Source organism: uncultured Acetobacteroides sp. (assembly GCF_963667355.2).
Classification (GTDB): Bacteria; Bacteroidota; Bacteroidia; order Bacteroidales; family ZOR0009; genus Acetobacteroides.
This window is the reverse complement of record NZ_OY763328.2, coordinates 1,390,270-1,408,218: the sequence shown is the minus strand read 5'-3', so window position 1 is coordinate 1,408,218 and position 17,949 is coordinate 1,390,270. Positions and strand designations below refer to the sequence as shown.

The following is a 17,949-nucleotide window of genomic DNA, read 5'->3' as shown; positions in this document are numbered from 1 at the left end:
CGTTCCGAAGGCTAGAAATCAACATTAATGCTCGCCTTGTAGGTGATGGTCTTGTCCAGCGGCTGCTTTACCGCATCGCCGTAGGCTACGAATGCGCCGGCGCCGAATCCGAGGTACAGGAATCCGAATATCTTGTAGCGGAGGATGCTTCCGAGGATAAGTCCCGACTCGAAGTAGCCCTTGCGCATATCCCTGATGTCGAGCCCCTCGTAGCGGGCGCTGTTGGCAAGGCGCGACCATCCTGCCGCCTGGAATATCGATACGGTAGGCTTGAAGTTCTTCCGCGAGAAGAGCAGCGAGCCCAGGTCGTAGTAGGCAAACAGGCTGCCGTAGCGCGAGGAGGCGTACTCGAAGGGCTTGGCGCAGTTAAACGAGCTGTTTACCAGAAAGGGGAAGTAGCTGCTGTTGGTGCCGTTGGCGCCGTACAGGAGCGAGTAGGGGACATCGCCCTCCTGGTTGCCGGCTAGCGCCGTGATGCGCAGCACTCCCGCCTTGCGGAGGGTGAAGCGCTTGAAGATGCCCGCCTCGACGCTGGTGTAGCGGTAGTCGCCCCCAAATGCCGATAGCCCCTGACGAATGTTGAGCCCGATAACGGGGTATCCCTGCGTCTCGTAGAAGTAGGTGTTAAAGAACTTGGTCTCGCGCTCCTTGTAGCCCAGCCTTGCCGTTAGGTTTACCTCCGAGTTGTTGGTCCAAAGGCGCTGCTGCTCCACGCCCTTGTAGCGGTAGCTGTAGGTGGGGGCTAGCTGCGCCACCTTTCCGCCAAGGGCGAGGTCGATATCCCAGATGTGGGTGCTTGCGCTGGCGGCGTATTCGATGGTTCTATCGGCCCTGTCGAGCAGGAAGTGGTCGACGAGCGAGCTGCGCCTTTCGCCCACCAAGTAGAAGTGCGTGGCCATATCCACATCGTTGCGGTAGCTCAGCCGGATTGAGGTTTTCGGGTCGCCCTTGGGGAATAGCGTTACCGATCCGCCGTACTTCCACTGGGCATCGCGCGTTCCGTAGGCAAAGTAGCCCCCCAGCGAGGCGTACTTGGTGAGGCGGCGGTTGGTTTCGGCTGCCAGCCCAAAGCGGTTCTCCTCGTAGCGGTTGTTGCCGTACAGGGCGGTAAGCGGAAAGGAGAGCTTGCCGATGGGGATCCTCAGCTGCATAAGGTCTTCGATGAGGAACTGGAGCTTATCGAGGTCGTGCTTCTTGGTTAGCCTCTCGTAGGTCTTATAGGTGGTCGAATCTTTCCGGGTAAGGGGCGAGGGGCGGTAGCGTTCGATAGCCGCGTAGGCGCTGTTGGCGGTGTCGGCAATGGCAACCGTGCTCCGCTTTATGCTTTTAGGGGCAGCGCTGGATATGCTCACGTCGTACACCGTGCCCGTCCCCTCCATGAACGAGCAAACCCCGTAGCCGGGCGGGTAGTTGTTGAGCGTAACCTTGTGGCGGTACTGGCTGGGGAACCATTTTCCCCGCTGGAGGGTGTACTGCTGCTCTATCTTTATGTCGATGCCCGCCTTCTCGGCCCTTTCGGCCACCACATTCTGTATGGCCCACCCGTTGCTGTTGATGTGCACGAACCCCTTAAGCCCGTCGAAGTTGGTATTGCGGCGGGGGGTAAACTGTATCACAAAGGTGGTGTCCTTCTCCACGATTAGCGTGTCCTGAATCAGGAAGAAGTAGCTCCGGGTGCTGTTGGGGCTGATGGGGTTCAGGAAGTTCTTGTCGAGCAGCGTGATGTTGGTGCTGTAGAAGTGTATGGGCTGAAATGAGGTGGTGTTGAAGCTGAACAGCGGATTCTTGAAGCCGCTCACCCTGTTGGCAATCACCCTTTCCTCCGTAATATCCTTGTAGGCGTACACCCTGTCGGCAACCGATTCGGTAACCAGCATGTTCATCGTGTCGGAAAAGCTGCGGAACTTCGATTCGTACTTCGATTTGGGCAGCGGCTCTATCCGTAGGATGGTTTTGCTGTAGAGGCGGCAGCGGTACGACGGGTTTTCGTCGGGGTTGTTATCCCTGATGTGCGCAATGGCGTTGTTGATGATGCGGTGCGCGGGGTTCTCGGTGGGGTACACCGTTACCTCGTCGATGTTGTAGACCGATGGCGTTAGCAGCACCTCGTTTCCCGAAGGCTTCAGCGTGGATGTTGCCATCGAGCGGGGCTCGTAGCCCATGTAGCTCACAACGAGCTGCTGCTCCGTGGCGGTTGCGGCAATGGTAAACTCGCCGTGCAGGTTGGTGGTTACCCCGCGAGTCCTATTCTGAGAGGTAACAACGGTGGCAAAGGGGAGGGGCTTTAGCGTTACCGCATCGCGGACGGTGCCGCTGTACCGTTTTTGCGCGTAGCCCGCGTAGCATGCGAGCATTAGCAGAAGTAGTAGAATTCGTTTCATTCCCTTTAGTAGATATATTTTGAGATATTGATGCGCAATATAGCTTTTTTAGGATTAATACCTAGCGCAACTCGGGTGATGCCTCCTGCAATGGCATTCCCCTGCTCTGTAATGGCTTTCCCCTGCTCTGTAATGGCTTCCCCCTGCTCTGCAATGGCTTCCCTCTGCTCTGCAATGGCTTTCCCTCATTCTGTAATGGGTTCCCCCTCTTCTGTAACGGCTTTCCCTCGTTCTGTAACGGCTTTCCTCTCTTCTGCAATGGGTTTCCCCTGCTCTGTAATGGGTTTCCCCCGTTCTGTAATGGCTTTCCCTCGTTCTGTAACGGCTTTCCCCCGTTCTGTAATGGGTTTCCCCTGTTCTGTAATGGCTTTCCCCTGCTCTGTAATGGCTTTCCCCCGTTCTGTAATGGGTTTCCCCTGTTCTGTAATGGCTTTCCCCCGCTCTGTAACGGCTTTCCCCTGTTCTGTAATGGCTTCCCCCAGCTCTGTAATGGCTTTCCCCCGTTCTGTAATGGCTTTCCCCTCTTCTGCAAAGGCTTTTCCCCGTTTTGCAATGGCTTTCACCCGCTCTGTAATGGCTTCCCCCCATTCTGTAATGGCTTCCCCTCGTTCTGTAATGGCTTTCCCCCATTCTGCTACGCCTGTTCCCCCAACCATCACGCCAAGGCTCTTTCCCGTAGCCCAATGCCGTCAGCTTTTGCATGGTACACCATGCGAGGCGAGGACAACAAGGAGGTTGTACATCCCCTACGGGGAACAACGCGTGAATAAGATCGGTCGTCTACAATTCTATAACCGCTATGCGGTATTTTTACCTTACGAATATTGTTCGGAGGACATTCCGATTTGTAGCACTACCGCCGATAAGCCGCCAATTTCCTCGTAGAGGATAGCCTTGCTGTTGGCTCAGGGGCGTATATTCCTCGTTCTGCAGCGCCTATTCGCCTAGCCATCACGCCAAGGTTCTTTCCCGTAGCCCAATGCAGCCAGCCTTTGCATGGTACACCATTCGAGGCGAGGACAACTCGATGGTTGTACATCCCCTACGGGGAAAAACACGGGGACAAGATTGGTAGTCTACAGTCCTATAATCACTATGCGGTATTTTTACCTTACGAATATTGTCCGTAGGACATTACGATTTGTAGCACTACCGCCGTTAAGCCTCCAATTTCCTCGTAGAGGATAACCTCGATGTTGGCTCAAGGTCGCATTTCCCCGTTCAGCTTCGCCTGTTCTTACAGACATGTCTAGTTGTATTAAAGAATTTGGAGTATAAGAGAATTCCCTCTCCCTCCTTCCGTCCTTGCTAGCTCGTCTCGAATTATTTTTCTATTTTTGTTCGTCATTAGCGCTACGCTAAACCAACTTGTATACCAATGAAAAAGTTACTCCTCATTATAGCCGCAGCTATAGCATTTGCCTCCTGCAGCGACAACGATCAGGTTCTCTCAAAGCAGAAGATGGCTAACATCCTGCGCGATATCCACATCTCGGATGCGGTGCTCAACACCCAGCGGTATTCGCAGAACACCTTCGAGAACCTCGACTCGCTTTATCTCTACAAAGATGTTTTTAAGAAGAATGACGTATCGCGCGAAGAGTTTATCCATAGCCTTCAGTACTACAGCAAGTATCCCCGCAAGCTCGACGAGATCTACACCATGGTGGTAAACGAACTCTCGGCCCAGCAGACAAAGATGCGCGAGGATATGGAAAAGAAGGAAAAGGGAAAGGCGAAAACCCCGAAGCCGCTAAAGTAGCTGGGCGCCATTAATCGAGGCGAGCATGGATGCAGAAATTCACCGAAGTAGATGAAAGTCTGCATGCGCGCTGCACGTGGCCATCAACGAACAATTACTCTCACCTGAAATCTCCGTTCGGCAAGGCCTCCTGCCTTCGTTAAGCAAATGCTGAATTCAAAAGCTTAATACCTGCCACGTTATCCCCTCCGCTTAGGCGGGAGGTAGGGGTGGGGTAAATCAGCAACTCCTGCATTCTTTTCGATAGATCTGGTTACGTCGCAGCCTACGCGCCGTATGCGGCATTTGCGCAACGCGGCCTTCTGCCATGACGCAACCAAAGCAGAACGTAAACTTGCATGACGGCACCTCCAGCCGCTCGGAATTTCTCTTTTAGGATATGCTAAGCGTTGCATTTACCCATAAATCTCTGCTCCAACAGCCGAAAATGGCGCTGAATGGTCATCGCTTATTTACACTTTCTCGTCGAGTGCTTGAAAAAAATGACGTTTTTATTTAAAAAGGAATCGTAAATCTGAGGTAATGTTGCCTTTTCTATAGCCATTTTAGGGCCTATTGACGTTTATTTTCGTGTTGTACGAGGCTGAAAATTAAAACTATATCAAAAAAATCTTATTATGGTTAATAAATAATTAAATACGCTTTGGAAAGTTAACTACAATTCCTATTTTGCAGTGCTCGAAATCGGAGCAGTTAAGGTAGGCATAAAGTAATTGTACGGTAAATTGTGAATAGGCTATTGAATAATGATTAATGTGTATACCGCGAATACTTGCAATTCTTTGTTGTCTTTTGCTGTTCTGCGACGTGTTTAGCCCCTTGGTCGGTGGCTTTATGTGATTTAACTATAAACGATGCATGCCTTTGGCGTGTAGGCAAATGATAAAATGCTAGCGTGATGCTCCCATAGTAATTCCCTTTGACTGTATAGTATCATTCCCTTAATCCAACCTATACAGTCTACACCTTTTTGAATCGTATTGCACCCTGTAGCTTCAGCCCTACAGGGTGTTTTTTGTTTCTACGCTCGGTCTCGTCCATCTTTTTCGCCTTGCAGGCGCCAGCCCGTAGCCGTTAAGCTAAGGCTAGATTCAAAAAGATAGCAGCACGCGATTCTCCCGCTTAGGTCGAAGTAGGGGTGGCGTAAGACGTTATTACCTCTTCCCCCAACTCTTCATCTCTTCTCATCCCTATTATTAACCTCAATACCCAGCAATAATAGATTCGATACAACCGTCGCTTACCATTCTGCAACAGCTTATATCCGTGCCACCACCCCCTCTTTGCGAAGGCAATCTCGTTCTCCCCGTGTCGGCAGTCTTTCAATGCCATTCGGAGAGAGGGGGCAGGGGGTGAGTTGATATTATACATGAAAAAACTCCACAACCTTCCTTAATCTTGCGGCAATCCCCAACAACCTATGAACAACCCGAGGTTCGCAAGTTCCTTGCCAAAATCCGCGTTTTCGAAGCTGGGTAATTGTACCTACCACTCTTAAGTGACAATGCCCAGCTGCTCGCGTAACGAGCAAAATCGCAGCGTTTTAAGCGTTGTGTGCATAACAGCTAATGGTAAAGCCGATAGATGTACGTTTCCCGACCATGTGCAGCCATCTTTATGGGACATAAATCTTGCCAATTATACCCCTAAATCCGCAATTCAGGCATTGTAGTTGGTTTCTGCTACTTTAGCACCGTGTTTTTTATCTACATGCACGCCGAAATTATGATAATTGCGATTACCTGTAGTTAACTCGAAATAATATCAGACATGTTGCGTAAGCAGCAGATAAACAGTGCTAATATTGATTCAATGCACGTTAAAGTATATATTTAACGAAACATACCCTAAAAATGTGGTTTGGCATACGCTAAAAGTGTAAAATAATATGTTAATTTGCGGGTGACAATATGGGGAATAGTGTAGAAATGGGAATGAGCTGTGGAATTTGGGCACCAGTACCCGGTACTAAGGGATGCCTATCTCTATTTTTCCCACCCCTACGTTCGCTGTTTTTTGATGAATGCCCCGCTGCGCTTGCGCCGAGGAGCCTTACAGCATTGTATGATTTATAAACAACAATAGTAACAACGTTTTTAACACGCTTTTGGTATGAAAAAAACTAGAATTGTAGGGTTCGCTCTAACCCTTGCTGCAACGATGGTCGTTGGTGGCGCAATGGGGCAAACTTATGTCGCAGATACGTATTCGGCGAATTATGTGGAAGTTAAGTCGGGAACTGCGGCTGATGAAAATGTAGTTAGTTTGGTTCAGATTTCTAAGGCTCATGGATTTTTCGCTATTCCTGATGGTGCATTTCACCCTACTTATGCATCAGATGGTAAACTTACAAAGGATTTCCAATGGAAGTGGACAGTAAGTACAGGAGGTGCAGATGCTACAGGTGCTGGAACAAAAACAGCAACAGGAGCTGCTGGTAAAGAAAACTACGTTGAACTAACATTTAATAAAGCACAGAAATATATTGTTGATGTATCTGAAATTGCACCATCTGCATGGGGTGGGTGTTTTGATGTTCGTCAATTTACAGTTCATGCCTTTGATGCACCTTCTTTTGAAGCTACTACTGCTAGTGATGCTAAACCTACTTGCATGAGTACTGCAGATCTTCTTAAGAATGCTCACTTTAAATTATTTTCTTCAGGTACTCCTTATGTGAAATACAAAATAGTAAGAACAGTAATGACCATTGCAGCAGATGGTACTCTTGCAGAATCTACTGTTCCTGCTGATAAAACTAATTTTGTAGCGGAAGGTGCTGCTGAGCAGTTTACTGGAAATAATTGGACTTGGAATAATGCAATTGCAGAAAGTGCTGCGGGTCCTTTAGCTTTAGATGGTATTCGTGTAAAACTAACAACTCCATTGGATACTACGGGGCACAAGTTAGCTGAATATGATCTCGAAATTGCTAAAAAGATTACAAAGCCAACCGGTGCTGAAAGAATCGTTAAATATTCATTTGTGGTGACAGGTATTAATGGTCTTTTGTCTCGTAAAGCCGATTATGTACCTGCAACAGGTGCTCTTAAGGCTAGTGGCTTTGATTATTATAATACTGTTACTGCTACAAAGAGTGGTTCTGTAGATTTCTTAGTATCAGTAGCTCCAAAGACTGGTCCAGTTTACCACATTGGCAACAACGTTGCGAAGTAGTTTTTGCTAGCAACCAAAGATTAGAATCACCGACCACTCTTAGTAAACCGATAATACGAATTAATGCATAAAAGACTCCACATACTACTTTTTGTTGTGGTAGCCACACTACTTACCACGGCGGCGTATGGGCAAAACTTGCCCTACGCCTGCCAGGGTAGTGTAGAGCGCTATGGGGTAAAGGGGTTCAACGGGCTGTCGAACTTTTCCTGGCGCATTACCGATCCAAAGGGTACCGAGGTTCCTGCAAGTGCCATTAAAAGCGTCAACGCCGGTTCCGATTCGGTAGATGTTACCTGGAATTACGCCAACATGCCCGGCGGTATTTATACGTTTCATATTATAGAAAAAACACCCTGGGGCTGTACCGGCGAGGAGTACACCCAGGATATTGTGGTAAACACCCCCGAGGTGTACGTGCCCATATCCTCGTTTCTCAACACAAAAGATAACCTTATAAACCTCTGTAAGGGCAAGGACTACGAGCTAGAGGTGCAGCTAAAGGATGGCAAGCGAACCATTGCTACCAGCCTAAGCAAGTGGATGGATCTTAATGATGCCTTCAACGTAAAGCGAATAGTATCAACGGCAGGAACCTTCTCCGTAAAGGTGGTCGACGATCTGTCGTCGTGCTCGTACGACACCGTAAAAGTTGTTTCACACGAATTACCCAAGGTCGATCTTGGCCCAGATGTTACCATCTGCAAGTTTCAGCCTGCCACCATAGTGCCCAAAGTCGATAAGGGCAACATTTATTCATGGACCATCAACAACGAAGTGGTATCTACCGCCTCTAGCTACTATGCCGATCAGGCAAATATCGATCTGGCGCTGGCCGTTACCGACGAGTATGGCTGCGTGGGCTCCGATACCATAAAGGTTAATCAGTGCAGCGTCGAGAGCATCCGCGTTCCAGCGGCCTTTACGCCCAACGGCGACAGCTACAACGATAAGTGGACCATTCCCGACTTCGAAACCAAGTACGATGTAGAAAATCTACAGATAGAGGTGTTCTCCCGCTGGGGTAAGCTGGTTTGGAAGTATACTAAGGGTAAGTACGATCCTACCCAGATGTGGGATGGAAAGGACATGAGCGGCAAACCGCTGCCAGTTGATTCGTACCACTACATCATGAGTTTTAAGTATAACGGCAGCACGCAAAACCTTAAGGGGGCTGTAACCATCATCTTGTAGTATAAACAGGTAAAGGTTAATAATGATAAAACAAAGGAGATATACGCTAGCTGCTCTTGCTGGATTGCTTCTGGCTCTTGCGCCAATGGGCGTACGGGCGCAGCAAGAACCTCTTATTGGGCAGTACATGTTTAATCCGTACCTGATAAATCCGGCCTTTGCCGGCTCGGAGGGGTATACCTTCTTTACCTTTACGGCAAGCAACCAGTGGGCAGGCTACTCCAAGTCGCCCAAAACCTATATAGCTTCGTTTCAAACCAGCCAATCGGGCAGCCTCCTCAATATTTTCAAGAGTGGACGAGGTTGGAGCCGTCGTATGCGCAGCCGTAACTCGGCTAGCACCGGTATTGGCGCAATGATCTATAGCGATTGGAACGGCGATGTCTCGCGCAATGGCTTTCAGGGCACCTACGCCTACCATACGCCGCTTCGGGGCGACGATAAGCTATCGTTTGGCCTCTCGTTTAGCCTTTTCCAGTTCAGGGCCGATGTTACCAACGAGGATCTGCCCAATCCCGATAACGATCCGTTGCTGATGGCGGGAAAGCGGGTTTCGCAGATGTCACCTGAGGCCAACTTCGGCGCCTACTATACCAACAAGGGCTTCTTTGCCGGCTTTACAGCGAACAACCTTCTGCAATCGGCCGTCCGCTTTGCGGTAGACGATAAGGGCTCGAGGCCCGAGGTGCTCCGCCACTACTACCTCATGGGCGGTTACAAGATGAAGGCCAATTACCGTATTGATGTCGAGCCATCGATGATGTTAACTACCACCGAGCGCGGTCAGTTTAATACCGATATCAACATAAAGGGGTACTACAAAAACGACTACTGGGCTGGGCTATCGTATCGTACCTCAGGAGCAGTACTTGTTCTTGTGGGAGCACACTACCAGGATTTCCGCTTTGGCTACGCCTTTAACTTTGGCTTTGGCGATGTATCCACCTTCTCGAAGTTTGGCTCGCACGAGTTTATGGTGGGCTACTCCATTGGCGAAAGTCGTGGCCGCTACCGCTGGACGCGTCGTAGGTAGGGAAGTATGAAATATCGATTACTTCTAAATGAGGTAATCCATCGTTCCTAAGAGTTTTGAACACTGTTCGGCTAAGGCACGAGCCCATAGCCGTTAAGATATGAACTGTATAGTTCTATATTTAGAAAGAAAAGGATAGATATTAAGCACCAGCGCGTGATTGACCCTGTTTATCCCCTCCTTGGAGGGGTAGGGGTGGGTTAAGAACGCGAAGCAATGTTTAAACGTTGACATAAAACGCGAAACCTTCTGTTCGGCTGAAACAGAAGTCCATCGCTTTCACAAGCGGTGATGTTGGAATTGCTAGGCTACAAGGCTGAAGTTTGTGTCCTATTCTCATCTTCGGATTGAGGTGAAGAACCGTTCCGAAGAGTTGAAGTATTAGAATTATGAAGGGAATAAGTATGAATAATTTATTTGGAATCCGATCTTGGGCTGAATCACATTATTCCATGTTGCCATTAGGTATTTCTATGTCGAATGGCGAGAATATTTCCCTACAAAATATATTGTACGGCTTTTTGCAGATAGTTTCTGTGGCTTGCGCCGGTATGGCGCTGCCTAGCACAAGGTCTGCTATAGTCCTATATGGGCTGAATTGAGTATTAGAATTGTAAAAACCGCTTAATATATGAAAAGAACGCTCTTAGTATTGGCTATTTGTGCGTTGGCTGTTATTTCGAAGGCCAACAACCTGCAAATAGGTGCTGTAAAAATCTCAGCCGACAAGCAGCATGTCGAGTTTACCGTAAAATGGGATAATAGTTGGAAGGTTAACGGAGGCCCCGCAAACTACGATGCCGTTTGGGTCTTTATTAAGTATCAAGATTGTGCTACCAACAACCTACCTTGGCAGCATGTTGGGCTAAGCACCAACTCTGCCGATCATACGGTTGATGGAGGTGTGCTTACCATCGATGCAACAGCCGATGGTAAGGGTGTTTTTATCCGTCGTTCGGCGGCTGGTAGTGGAAATCTCTCTTCTGCCAATGTTTCCCTTAAAATGACTGTCACCGATAATAGTTTTAACTACCAGGTTAACGGCATCGAGATGGTGTACGTGCCACAGGGACCATTCTTTGCTGGCGATGGTAATCGCGGTAGTGGCAACAAGTGGGGCTTTGGTGCCACTGGTGGCGATAACTACCTTCAGATTGATGCTACCGTAAATACTAACGGGCTAAACTCTGCCGATTACGTGTCGAATCCTTCGTGGGGTTCTACGGCAAAGCTGCCCGGCAACGCCTACCCTTTTGGCTACAACGCCTATTACATGATGAAGTACGAGATTAGCCAGGAGGCCTACGCGAACTTCTTAAATACGCTAACATACGATCAGCAGCTTGGACGCTTTACCAATGCGCCAAACTCTGCACCCGGAACATTTGCTATTGCAGGTCTCTCCAATCCTCAAAACGGGCGTAACGGCATTAGAATAAAGTCGTCGGGTCAGGTGAGCAACGTTCCTGCCACCGTAGGTTGCGACCTTAACCTAAATGGTGTATTCGACGAGGCCGACGACGGGCAGAATATTGCCTGCAACTGGCTTAGCTGGGGCGATATGATTGCTTTCCTCGATTGGGCCGCACTTCGTCCAATGACCGAGTTTGAGTACGAGAAGGCTTGTCGTGGAGCCAGCATACCCGCAGTAGGCGAATACGCTTGGGGAAGTAATACTATTTTGGCCGCCAATTCGGGTGCTATCGTTTATCCGGGTGCTGCCAACGAGGTTTCCATTTCGGTGGGTGCTGGGTTGTGCGCGTATGGGGTCAACAACAATAACAACCGAGGCCCACTACGCTGTGGGTTTGCGGCAACGTCAACATCCAACCGCACGGTTGCTGGTGCATCTTTCTATGGCATCATGGAACTTACTGGTAATGTAGACGAGCAGTGCGTTGGCGGGTACAACTATAACTACAGCACCTTTACCTCGATAAGTGGCGATGGCGATCTTACTGTAAACGGTAATGCCAATACCGCCAACTGGCCCGCTAATGGTGGTGGTCAGGCAGGTGGCATTGCGCGTGGCGGAAACTGGTACGATGGTGGGAATATCCTAATGGTTAGCAATCGAGATTGGATGACTACCAACTTTAATCAAACCCGCGATGTTCGCAATGGAGGACGTGGCGTGAGAATGCCGTAGTTCTTTGCCGTGTTGTTACAGTATTCATCTCTTAAGCTTACATTCATGAAACGAATTATAGGATTACTGGCCGTTATGGTCTCGGCGTTGGTTGCAGGCGCCAATAACTTGCAGCTTACCAACTTTAAGGTAAACGACCCTACCCATATCCAGTTTGATATTAAGTGGGACAACAGCTGGAAGGTTTCTACCGGCCCCGCAAACTGGGATGCTGTTTGGATCTTTCTTAAGGTTCAGAATTGTTCTACGCCATACCAGCTGTGGCAGCATGTATCGTTGAGTACCACCTCTAGCGATCACACAGTGTCTGGTGGAATCTTAACCGTTGATGCCGCTGCCGATGGCAATGGTGTCTTTATCCGCCGTGCGGCAAACGGAAACGGAAATGTAGCCACAACCACAGTTGTACTAAAGATTACCAATCCCGATGCTGGCTATAACTACCAGCTTAACGGTGTCGAAATGGTTTACGTACCACAGGGCGACTTTAGCGTTGGCGATGGCAACCGAGGCGGAAGTGCTCAGTATGGTTTTACGGGCGATGGTGCTTTGGCTCCGAAGCTTATTAATGCAGCGGTACAATCGGGTGGGCTAACCAAAGCACAGTACTTGTCGAATACGGCATGGGGCGCTTCTGTTGATCTTCCTGCCACCTTCCCTTTTGGCTATAATGGTTTTTACACCATGAAGTATGAGGTTAGCCAGGAGGAGTACTGCTCGTTCCTGAACACGCTAACCTACGACCAGCAGGTTACCCGAATGGCTGCGGCTCCTAACTCGACTATCGGGACGCTTGCCGTATCTACGGCATCTATTCCGGCCAACTGCCGTAACTGGATCAAAATAAAAAAGCAGGGTGTGGTAAATAACATTCCTGCCGAAGTTGGCTGCGACATGAATAACAACGGAACTTTCGACGAGGCCGATGACGGCAAGGATGTAGCCTGCAACTGGCTTAGCTGGGCCGATCTGATTGCCTATCTCGACTGGGCTGCCCTTCGTCCGATGACCGAGTTCGAGTTCGAAAAGATTTGTCGTGGACCAAACACTCCTGTTGCCAACGAGTATCCTTGCGGTACAACCAACATACTTTCTGCTACTGCAGCTTCAATTGCCTACCCTGGCGCGGCTAATGAGTCGTCGCTGACCAATGGCGCGGGGCTTTGCGTTTATGCTGCAGGTTCTACAACCAGCCGTGGACCGCTGAGGGTTGGTATCACAGCTACCAACACCACAACCCGTACGCTTGCCGGTGCCGCATTCTATGGTGCCATGGATATGGCGGGTAATGTAAACGAGCAGTGCCTTGGCGGAATGACCTACAACTACAGCACCTTTACTACCGCTAATGGCGATGGAACCCTGTCGGGAACCGGAAGCGCTGATACGGCCAATTGGCCTGCTGTTGGTGGTGGTGGTCAAGGTGGCGTAATGCGTGGCGGAAACTGGTACGACAACGGTTGGCAGTACTGCATTGTTAGTAATCGCGACTGGATTGGCAATAACACAAACGCCACTCGCGACTATCGTGTTGGAGGTCGTGGCGTGCGATCGTTCTAGGCAGCTACAAATATCTTTTTACTGCATGGCTAGGCATCACGCTGATGGTGCCTAGGTAAGTTATACACACAGCTAAAAATATTTGTGGATGCAATTTCGGTTACTCATTTTGCTGGCAGTACTTGCACTTGTAAGCATAAGGTCCGATTTGTATGCTCAGTATTATAGGGGAGGTAGCGGTAATGGGGCTGCGCGGGTAGAGATTATCCCGGGTACCTGTACCCCCTCCGAGAATACGAGCATATACTTTGGTGGCGATGCCAACGGTGCAGGTGTGCTTAGGCTCAAGTCCGGTTCGTGCTCTGCGCCCGAAAACGTGAGCATCTACTTTGGGGGCGATGCCAACGGTGGCGGCATGCTTAGGCATGTGCAGACCCCGTGCACGACTCCCGAAAATCTGAACATATTTTCTGGTGGAGCTTCGGGAATGTTTGCGGTTCGTATAATGAGCTGTACGCCGTCCGAGTCTTCGGATATCTACTTTGGCGGTATTGCCAACGGCGCCGATGCTCCCCGTATCGTAATTTGTCCGTTGGCCGATGCTACTCCGGTAAACATCTTTTTAGGTGGCTCGGCCGAGGGGTTCTCGACCTCCAACCTGGCTCAGGCACCCTGCACAAACCCCGAAAACCTCAACATCTTTATGGGGGGCGATGCTGATGGATGCGATGGCGAGGTGCTGGTGCAGGCTCCCTGTACCCCTATGGTTAACCAGAGCATCTTCTTCGGGGGCGACGCCAATGGCGATGCGCTAGGGGCGCTTACGCAAAAGACGTGCGACCCCGTGGAAAATCTAAACATCTTTACGGGCGGCCGTACGGCTGGCTACGTGGGCATCTTGCTCGCACAGAAAACGTGTACGCCGATAGAGAACCTCTCCATCTTCTTTGGTGGTGCCTCCGATGGCTACGTGGGGAAGGACCTGATGCAGGCCATCTGCTCGCAGCCCGAAAACATCGACATCTTTACCGGTGGCGATGCCGATGGCTACGCCGCAGGGCTGCTTGCGCCTACGCCCTGCATGACTCCCGAGAATGTGAACATCTTCGTAGGCGGCAACGCCGATGGCTACACGGGCTACGTGCTCAGCCAAAAGAGCTGCCCAACGCCCGAAAATGTGAATATCTATATGGGTGGCGATGCCGACGGCTATACGGAGTCTACCCTGAGCCAGAAGGTGTGCGACGTGCCCGAGAATGTCAACATCTTTGCGGGAGGGGCTGCCGATGGCTTTGCCCCTGGGTATATTATCAGCTGCACGCACCCCGAGGTGGTAAACATCTACTTTGGCGGTACGGCCAACGGTGGCGCTGCCGACTACATCACGATGTGCCCGGTGGCTACCCCTATCAACTTCTATACTGGTGGCGATGCCAACGGCGGGGCTGTGCTGCGGCATATCCCGTTCCCTTGTGCGCCTGCGCAAAACCTCAGCATCTACTTTGGTGGGGTTGATAATGGCGGCGAGGCGTTGCGCTACATCAAGAACGCGTGTCCAACGCCCGAAAATCAGAATATCTACCTCGGTGGCGATGCCAATGGGGCCGACCTGCAGCTCTTTATTAAGGGTGCGTGTCTGCCGCCCGAGAACCTGAACATCTACCTTGGAACGGTGGGCAATGGTGCGGCCTACGTAATCGATAGGCCTACGGTATGCCCGCCAACCGAGAATCAAAACGTATTCTTCGGTGGCCGAGCCGACGGCTACGACGGTAAGCTGCTCGTGCAGCCCTACTACTGGACCGGAGCCGAGGATCACAACTGGCATAACCCCAACAACTGGTCGACCTACATGGTGCCCGACCTGAGCGCGCTGGCCATTATCCCCAACGTTGCTAACGATCCGATTATCTCCGATGGGCCGGCATCCGCCAAGGGCATCGTGCTTAAGGCTGGCGCTACGCTCGACGTGTCGGATAAGGACGTTACGGTGGCCAACGCCATCGACAGCGAGGGGGATATCAGCATCAGCGGCTCGCCAACGGTTACCATTGGGGGGAGCCTCACCTGCAACGCGGGCTCGTTTACCTCGGGCTCGTCGACGGTGGTGCTGAACGGCGATAGCGGTGTGCAGGAGGTTAAGCTGAACGTGGGCGACTTCTACGACCTGGAGGTGAGCACCACCTCGGGGGCTAGCGCCAAGCTGTACGGCTCGATGGGCATCCGCGGCAACCTCTCCATCAGCTCCGGCGAACTCGATGGCGGCTCGTCCACCATATCGCTGAAGGGCAGCTGGAGCAACTTTGGGGTGTTTACCCCATCAACCAGCACCGTTAGCTTTGGCGGAATGTACCAGACGGTTGATGCGGCATCGGCCGAAACCTTCTACAACGTGCAGGTGGGCGCGGCCACGCAGCTGGTCATTAACAACGACGCCAGCGTGGCCAACGAGCTGACGATGCTTGGCGGCGACATCATCACCGGAACCAACACCCTTACCGTGGGCCGAAGCGCTGCCCTTCCGGGCAACATCGGCTATACGGCCGGACGGGTGGTGGGCAGGCTCGAGAGGTGGGTGGCCGCAACGGGCACGTACCTGTTCCCCATCGGGTCGCCATCGCGCATGTACACCGTCAGCTTGGATGCTACGGCGGGCGTTACCCCCGGATCGGTGGTGGCCTACTTCGTGAACAGCAACCCTGGTGTGGGCGGTCTTCCGCTTACCGATGGCAGCGTTCCGGTGGAGAAAACCTTCACCGAGGGATTCTGGAACCTGACGGCGCAGCATGGCTTTGCCGTGGGCACCTACAACGTCTCTGTGAGGGCCGAAGGCTTTAGCAACTACACGCTGTCGGGCAGCACGCGTCTGCTTCGCCGAACCAACTCGGGTGGCTGGAAGATTGACGGCACGCATCTCGATGCGGTTGCGCCGGTGGTTAACCGTACGGGGCTAACCGGCGGGATATCGCCTCTTGGTACGCAGCTGGCGGTAGCGCCGGCGAGCTGTAGCGGAGGTCAAATCCTCGACAACTTCTCCATCTGTACCACCTCGGTTGTTCCTCCGTTTGCCAACCAAACGCAGGCCGTGGGCGGGGCCAGCAGCTTTAGCTACAAGTGGCAGTACTCCGACAACCTCAGCGCCACCCCTGGTGATGGCAGCTGGGTGGATGTGGCCAGCTCCAACACCCTCGGGTACGACGTGGGGGCAACCATCCCCAACTCGCGCCTGTACGTCCGCCAGGCGGTTGGCGTAGGATGCCCCACCCCGGTTTACTCCAATCCGGTGACGGTTACCGTTTACCCGCTCCCCAAAACTGGAGCCGTGTACCATATTGCCAACAACATTGCCAAGTAGCTCACGCTACCGGTAGATGCAGCATACAGTAAGGAAGGACAGGCGTTGCCTGTCCTTCCTTCTTTTTACATGGTGCGCCCGCATGTGAGTTAGTGGTGGTTTTTGCTGATGAGCATTCACTCTCAAGCGGAGGATTGCTTCTTTTGGCGAAGAACTTCCTCTCTGGCTGAGGATCGGTGTTTTTGACGATGAACGGTCTCTCTCCGGCTGAGAGTCGGTATTTTTTGCGGAGAATGCCCTCTCTCAGGTTGAGGATTGGTGTTTTTGGCGATGAACGGTCTCTCTTCGGCTGAGGATTGGTGTTTTTAGCGAAGAATGTACTCTCTCAAGCTGAGGATATACGTCTTTGGCGGCGAACACCCTCGCGTAAATTATTTGAGATCGTTTTGGGCGACGAATGCCCTCGTGTAAATTATTTGAGGTAGTTCTTTGACGAAGAACGTGCTCTCGTAAATTATTTGAGGCTGTTTTTGATGGAGAATGTCCTCGTGTAAGTTATTTGTGGCTGTTTGGGGTGACGAATGTCCTTGCGTAAATTATTTGAGGTAGTTTTTGACGGCGAATGTCCTCGTGTAAGTTATTTGCGGTAGCTTTTGGCGAAGCATCCCCTTGCGTAAATTATTTGCGACGATTCCTGACGGGGGACGCCCTCCCCGTCGCTAAGCCTGGTAGGTATGCAAGAAAAAAGGGCCCCGCAGGAGCCCTTTCTAGTATCTAGTCGATAAATGTTCTAATGCGTTCGGTCTTCACCTCGTAGGGGTCGTTGCTGTCGTGCAGGTAGATGAGCCCTTCCCAGGCGCGCTTGCTCTTAGGCCCCAGCCAGGTGTCGAACCCGTGGCGGAAGTCGAGCTGCTCCATGTCGCAGCTGTTCTGCAAGCCCTCGAAGATGCCGGTAACGATCAGCTCCTTGGCGTCGGTGCTGGGGTCTTGGAAGGCCTCCTCGATGTTGGCAAAAAGGGCGCTCAAATCGGAGGTGTCGTCGCTGCGGAATTTCTCTATGATGTAGTCGACAACGGTGATGATGTCGATCAGGTCTTGGCGGTTCTCCTGGTAGGCGCCTTCGTACTCTTCGTCGATGGTGTTATCCCAGTATGCCTTAAGTTCGGGGTTCGAGTTTACAATAAGCGCAATAGCCTCATCAACGGTTGTTTTACCCTCTTCGTTAATGGCCTCTTGGCTGGTGGAATCAACGTTTTCTTCTTGCATGGCGTCGTTTTTTGTAACTTTTTTGAATTGGCCAAAATTACGAAAACATTGGTGAGAATGTTAAATGCGGTCTCTAAATTATTTGATAAAATATGATATGGGGAGAAGGCACAAGATGAAAGGCGCAAGATAAAAGATTCAAGACACAAGCAGCATGGGGGAGGCTTTATAGAAGCCAAAATCCTGAGTCTT

The 17,949-nt window shown here is 51.0% G+C and carries 10 protein-coding genes; 7 read left to right on the top strand and 3 right to left on the bottom strand.

From position 1 onward, the window contains the following. Nucleotides 1-11 precede the first annotated feature (11 nt). Both ACHZA1_RS05945 and ACHZA1_RS05940 read right to left on the bottom strand, forming a co-directional pair. Nucleotides 12-2,381 (bottom strand): DUF5686 family protein, encoded by a 2,370-nt coding sequence (locus ACHZA1_RS05945; RefSeq protein WP_320054312.1) that lies wholly within the window; start codon nucleotides 2,379-2,381, stop codon nucleotides 12-14. A 185-nt stretch (nucleotides 2,382-2,566) separates the two neighbouring features. Continuing rightward, on the bottom strand, nucleotides 2,567-3,040 hold the full coding sequence (locus ACHZA1_RS05940) for a hypothetical protein (RefSeq protein WP_320054311.1): 474 nt from the start codon (nucleotides 3,038-3,040) through the stop codon (nucleotides 2,567-2,569). A 719-nt stretch (nucleotides 3,041-3,759) separates the two neighbouring features. Between ACHZA1_RS05940 and ACHZA1_RS05935 the strand changes: the two genes are divergently transcribed. The 7 genes from ACHZA1_RS05935 to ACHZA1_RS05905 all read left to right on the top strand — a co-directional run bounded on the left by ACHZA1_RS05935 (nucleotide 3,760) and on the right by ACHZA1_RS05905 (nucleotide 16,551). After that, on the top strand, nucleotides 3,760-4,143 hold the full coding sequence (locus tag ACHZA1_RS05935) for a DUF4296 domain-containing protein (protein WP_320054310.1): 384 nt from the start codon (nucleotides 3,760-3,762) through the stop codon (nucleotides 4,141-4,143). Between the two features lie 2,112 nt (nucleotides 4,144-6,255). Next, on the top strand, nucleotides 6,256-7,320 hold the full coding sequence (locus tag ACHZA1_RS05930) for a hypothetical protein (RefSeq protein ID WP_320054309.1): 1,065 nt from the start codon (nucleotides 6,256-6,258) through the stop codon (nucleotides 7,318-7,320). Between the two features lie 63 nt (nucleotides 7,321-7,383). Then, nucleotides 7,384-8,514, top strand: coding sequence for a gliding motility-associated C-terminal domain-containing protein (locus ACHZA1_RS05925; protein ID WP_320054308.1), 1,131 nt, complete (start codon nucleotides 7,384-7,386; stop codon nucleotides 8,512-8,514). A 22-nt stretch (nucleotides 8,515-8,536) separates the two neighbouring features. After that, the gene (locus ACHZA1_RS05920) at nucleotides 8,537-9,547 is read left to right on the top strand and encodes a type IX secretion system membrane protein PorP/SprF (protein WP_320054307.1); all 1,011 of its coding nucleotides are present in this window, start codon (nucleotides 8,537-8,539) and stop codon (nucleotides 9,545-9,547) included. 631 nt (nucleotides 9,548-10,178) lie between these two features. Beyond that, nucleotides 10,179-11,696, top strand: coding sequence for an SUMF1/EgtB/PvdO family nonheme iron enzyme (locus ACHZA1_RS05915; protein WP_320054306.1), 1,518 nt, complete (start codon nucleotides 10,179-10,181; stop codon nucleotides 11,694-11,696). Nucleotides 11,697-11,741: 45 nt separating this feature from the next. Beyond that, on the top strand, nucleotides 11,742-13,256 hold the full coding sequence (locus ACHZA1_RS05910) for an SUMF1/EgtB/PvdO family nonheme iron enzyme (RefSeq protein WP_320054305.1): 1,515 nt from the start codon (nucleotides 11,742-11,744) through the stop codon (nucleotides 13,254-13,256). A gap of 88 nt (nucleotides 13,257-13,344) precedes the next feature. Next, nucleotides 13,345-16,551, top strand: coding sequence for a hypothetical protein (locus ACHZA1_RS05905; RefSeq protein WP_320054304.1), 3,207 nt, complete (start codon nucleotides 13,345-13,347; stop codon nucleotides 16,549-16,551). A 714-nt stretch (nucleotides 16,552-17,265) separates the two neighbouring features. Here ACHZA1_RS05905 and ACHZA1_RS05900 read toward each other — a convergent pair. Next, entirely contained in the window at nucleotides 17,266-17,757 is a 492-nt protein-coding gene (locus ACHZA1_RS05900; protein ID WP_320054303.1) for a hypothetical protein, read from the bottom strand. Nucleotides 17,758-17,949: the final 192 nt, after the last annotated feature.

Excerpts from the sequence above, each read along its gene's own strand:
- ACHZA1_RS05900 (WP_320054303.1), bottom strand. The coding sequence starts at position 17,757 with ATGCAAGAAGAAAACGTTGATTCCACCAGCCAAGAGGCCATTAACGAA.
- ACHZA1_RS05915 (WP_320054306.1), top strand. The coding sequence starts at position 10,179 with ATGAAAAGAACGCTCTTAGTATTGGCTATTTGTGCGTTGGCTGTTATT.
- ACHZA1_RS05910 (WP_320054305.1), top strand. The coding sequence starts at position 11,742 with ATGAAACGAATTATAGGATTACTGGCCGTTATGGTCTCGGCGTTGGTT.
- ACHZA1_RS05925 (WP_320054308.1), top strand. The coding sequence starts at position 7,384 with ATGCATAAAAGACTCCACATACTACTTTTTGTTGTGGTAGCCACACTA.
- ACHZA1_RS05935 (WP_320054310.1), top strand. The coding sequence starts at position 3,760 with ATGAAAAAGTTACTCCTCATTATAGCCGCAGCTATAGCATTTGCCTCC.
- ACHZA1_RS05930 (WP_320054309.1), top strand. The coding sequence starts at position 6,256 with ATGAAAAAAACTAGAATTGTAGGGTTCGCTCTAACCCTTGCTGCAACG.
- ACHZA1_RS05905 (WP_320054304.1), top strand. The coding sequence starts at position 13,345 with ATGCAATTTCGGTTACTCATTTTGCTGGCAGTACTTGCACTTGTAAGC.
- ACHZA1_RS05920 (WP_320054307.1), top strand. The coding sequence starts at position 8,537 with ATGATAAAACAAAGGAGATATACGCTAGCTGCTCTTGCTGGATTGCTT.
- ACHZA1_RS05945 (WP_320054312.1), bottom strand. The coding sequence starts at position 2,381 with ATGAAACGAATTCTACTACTTCTGCTAATGCTCGCATGCTACGCGGGC.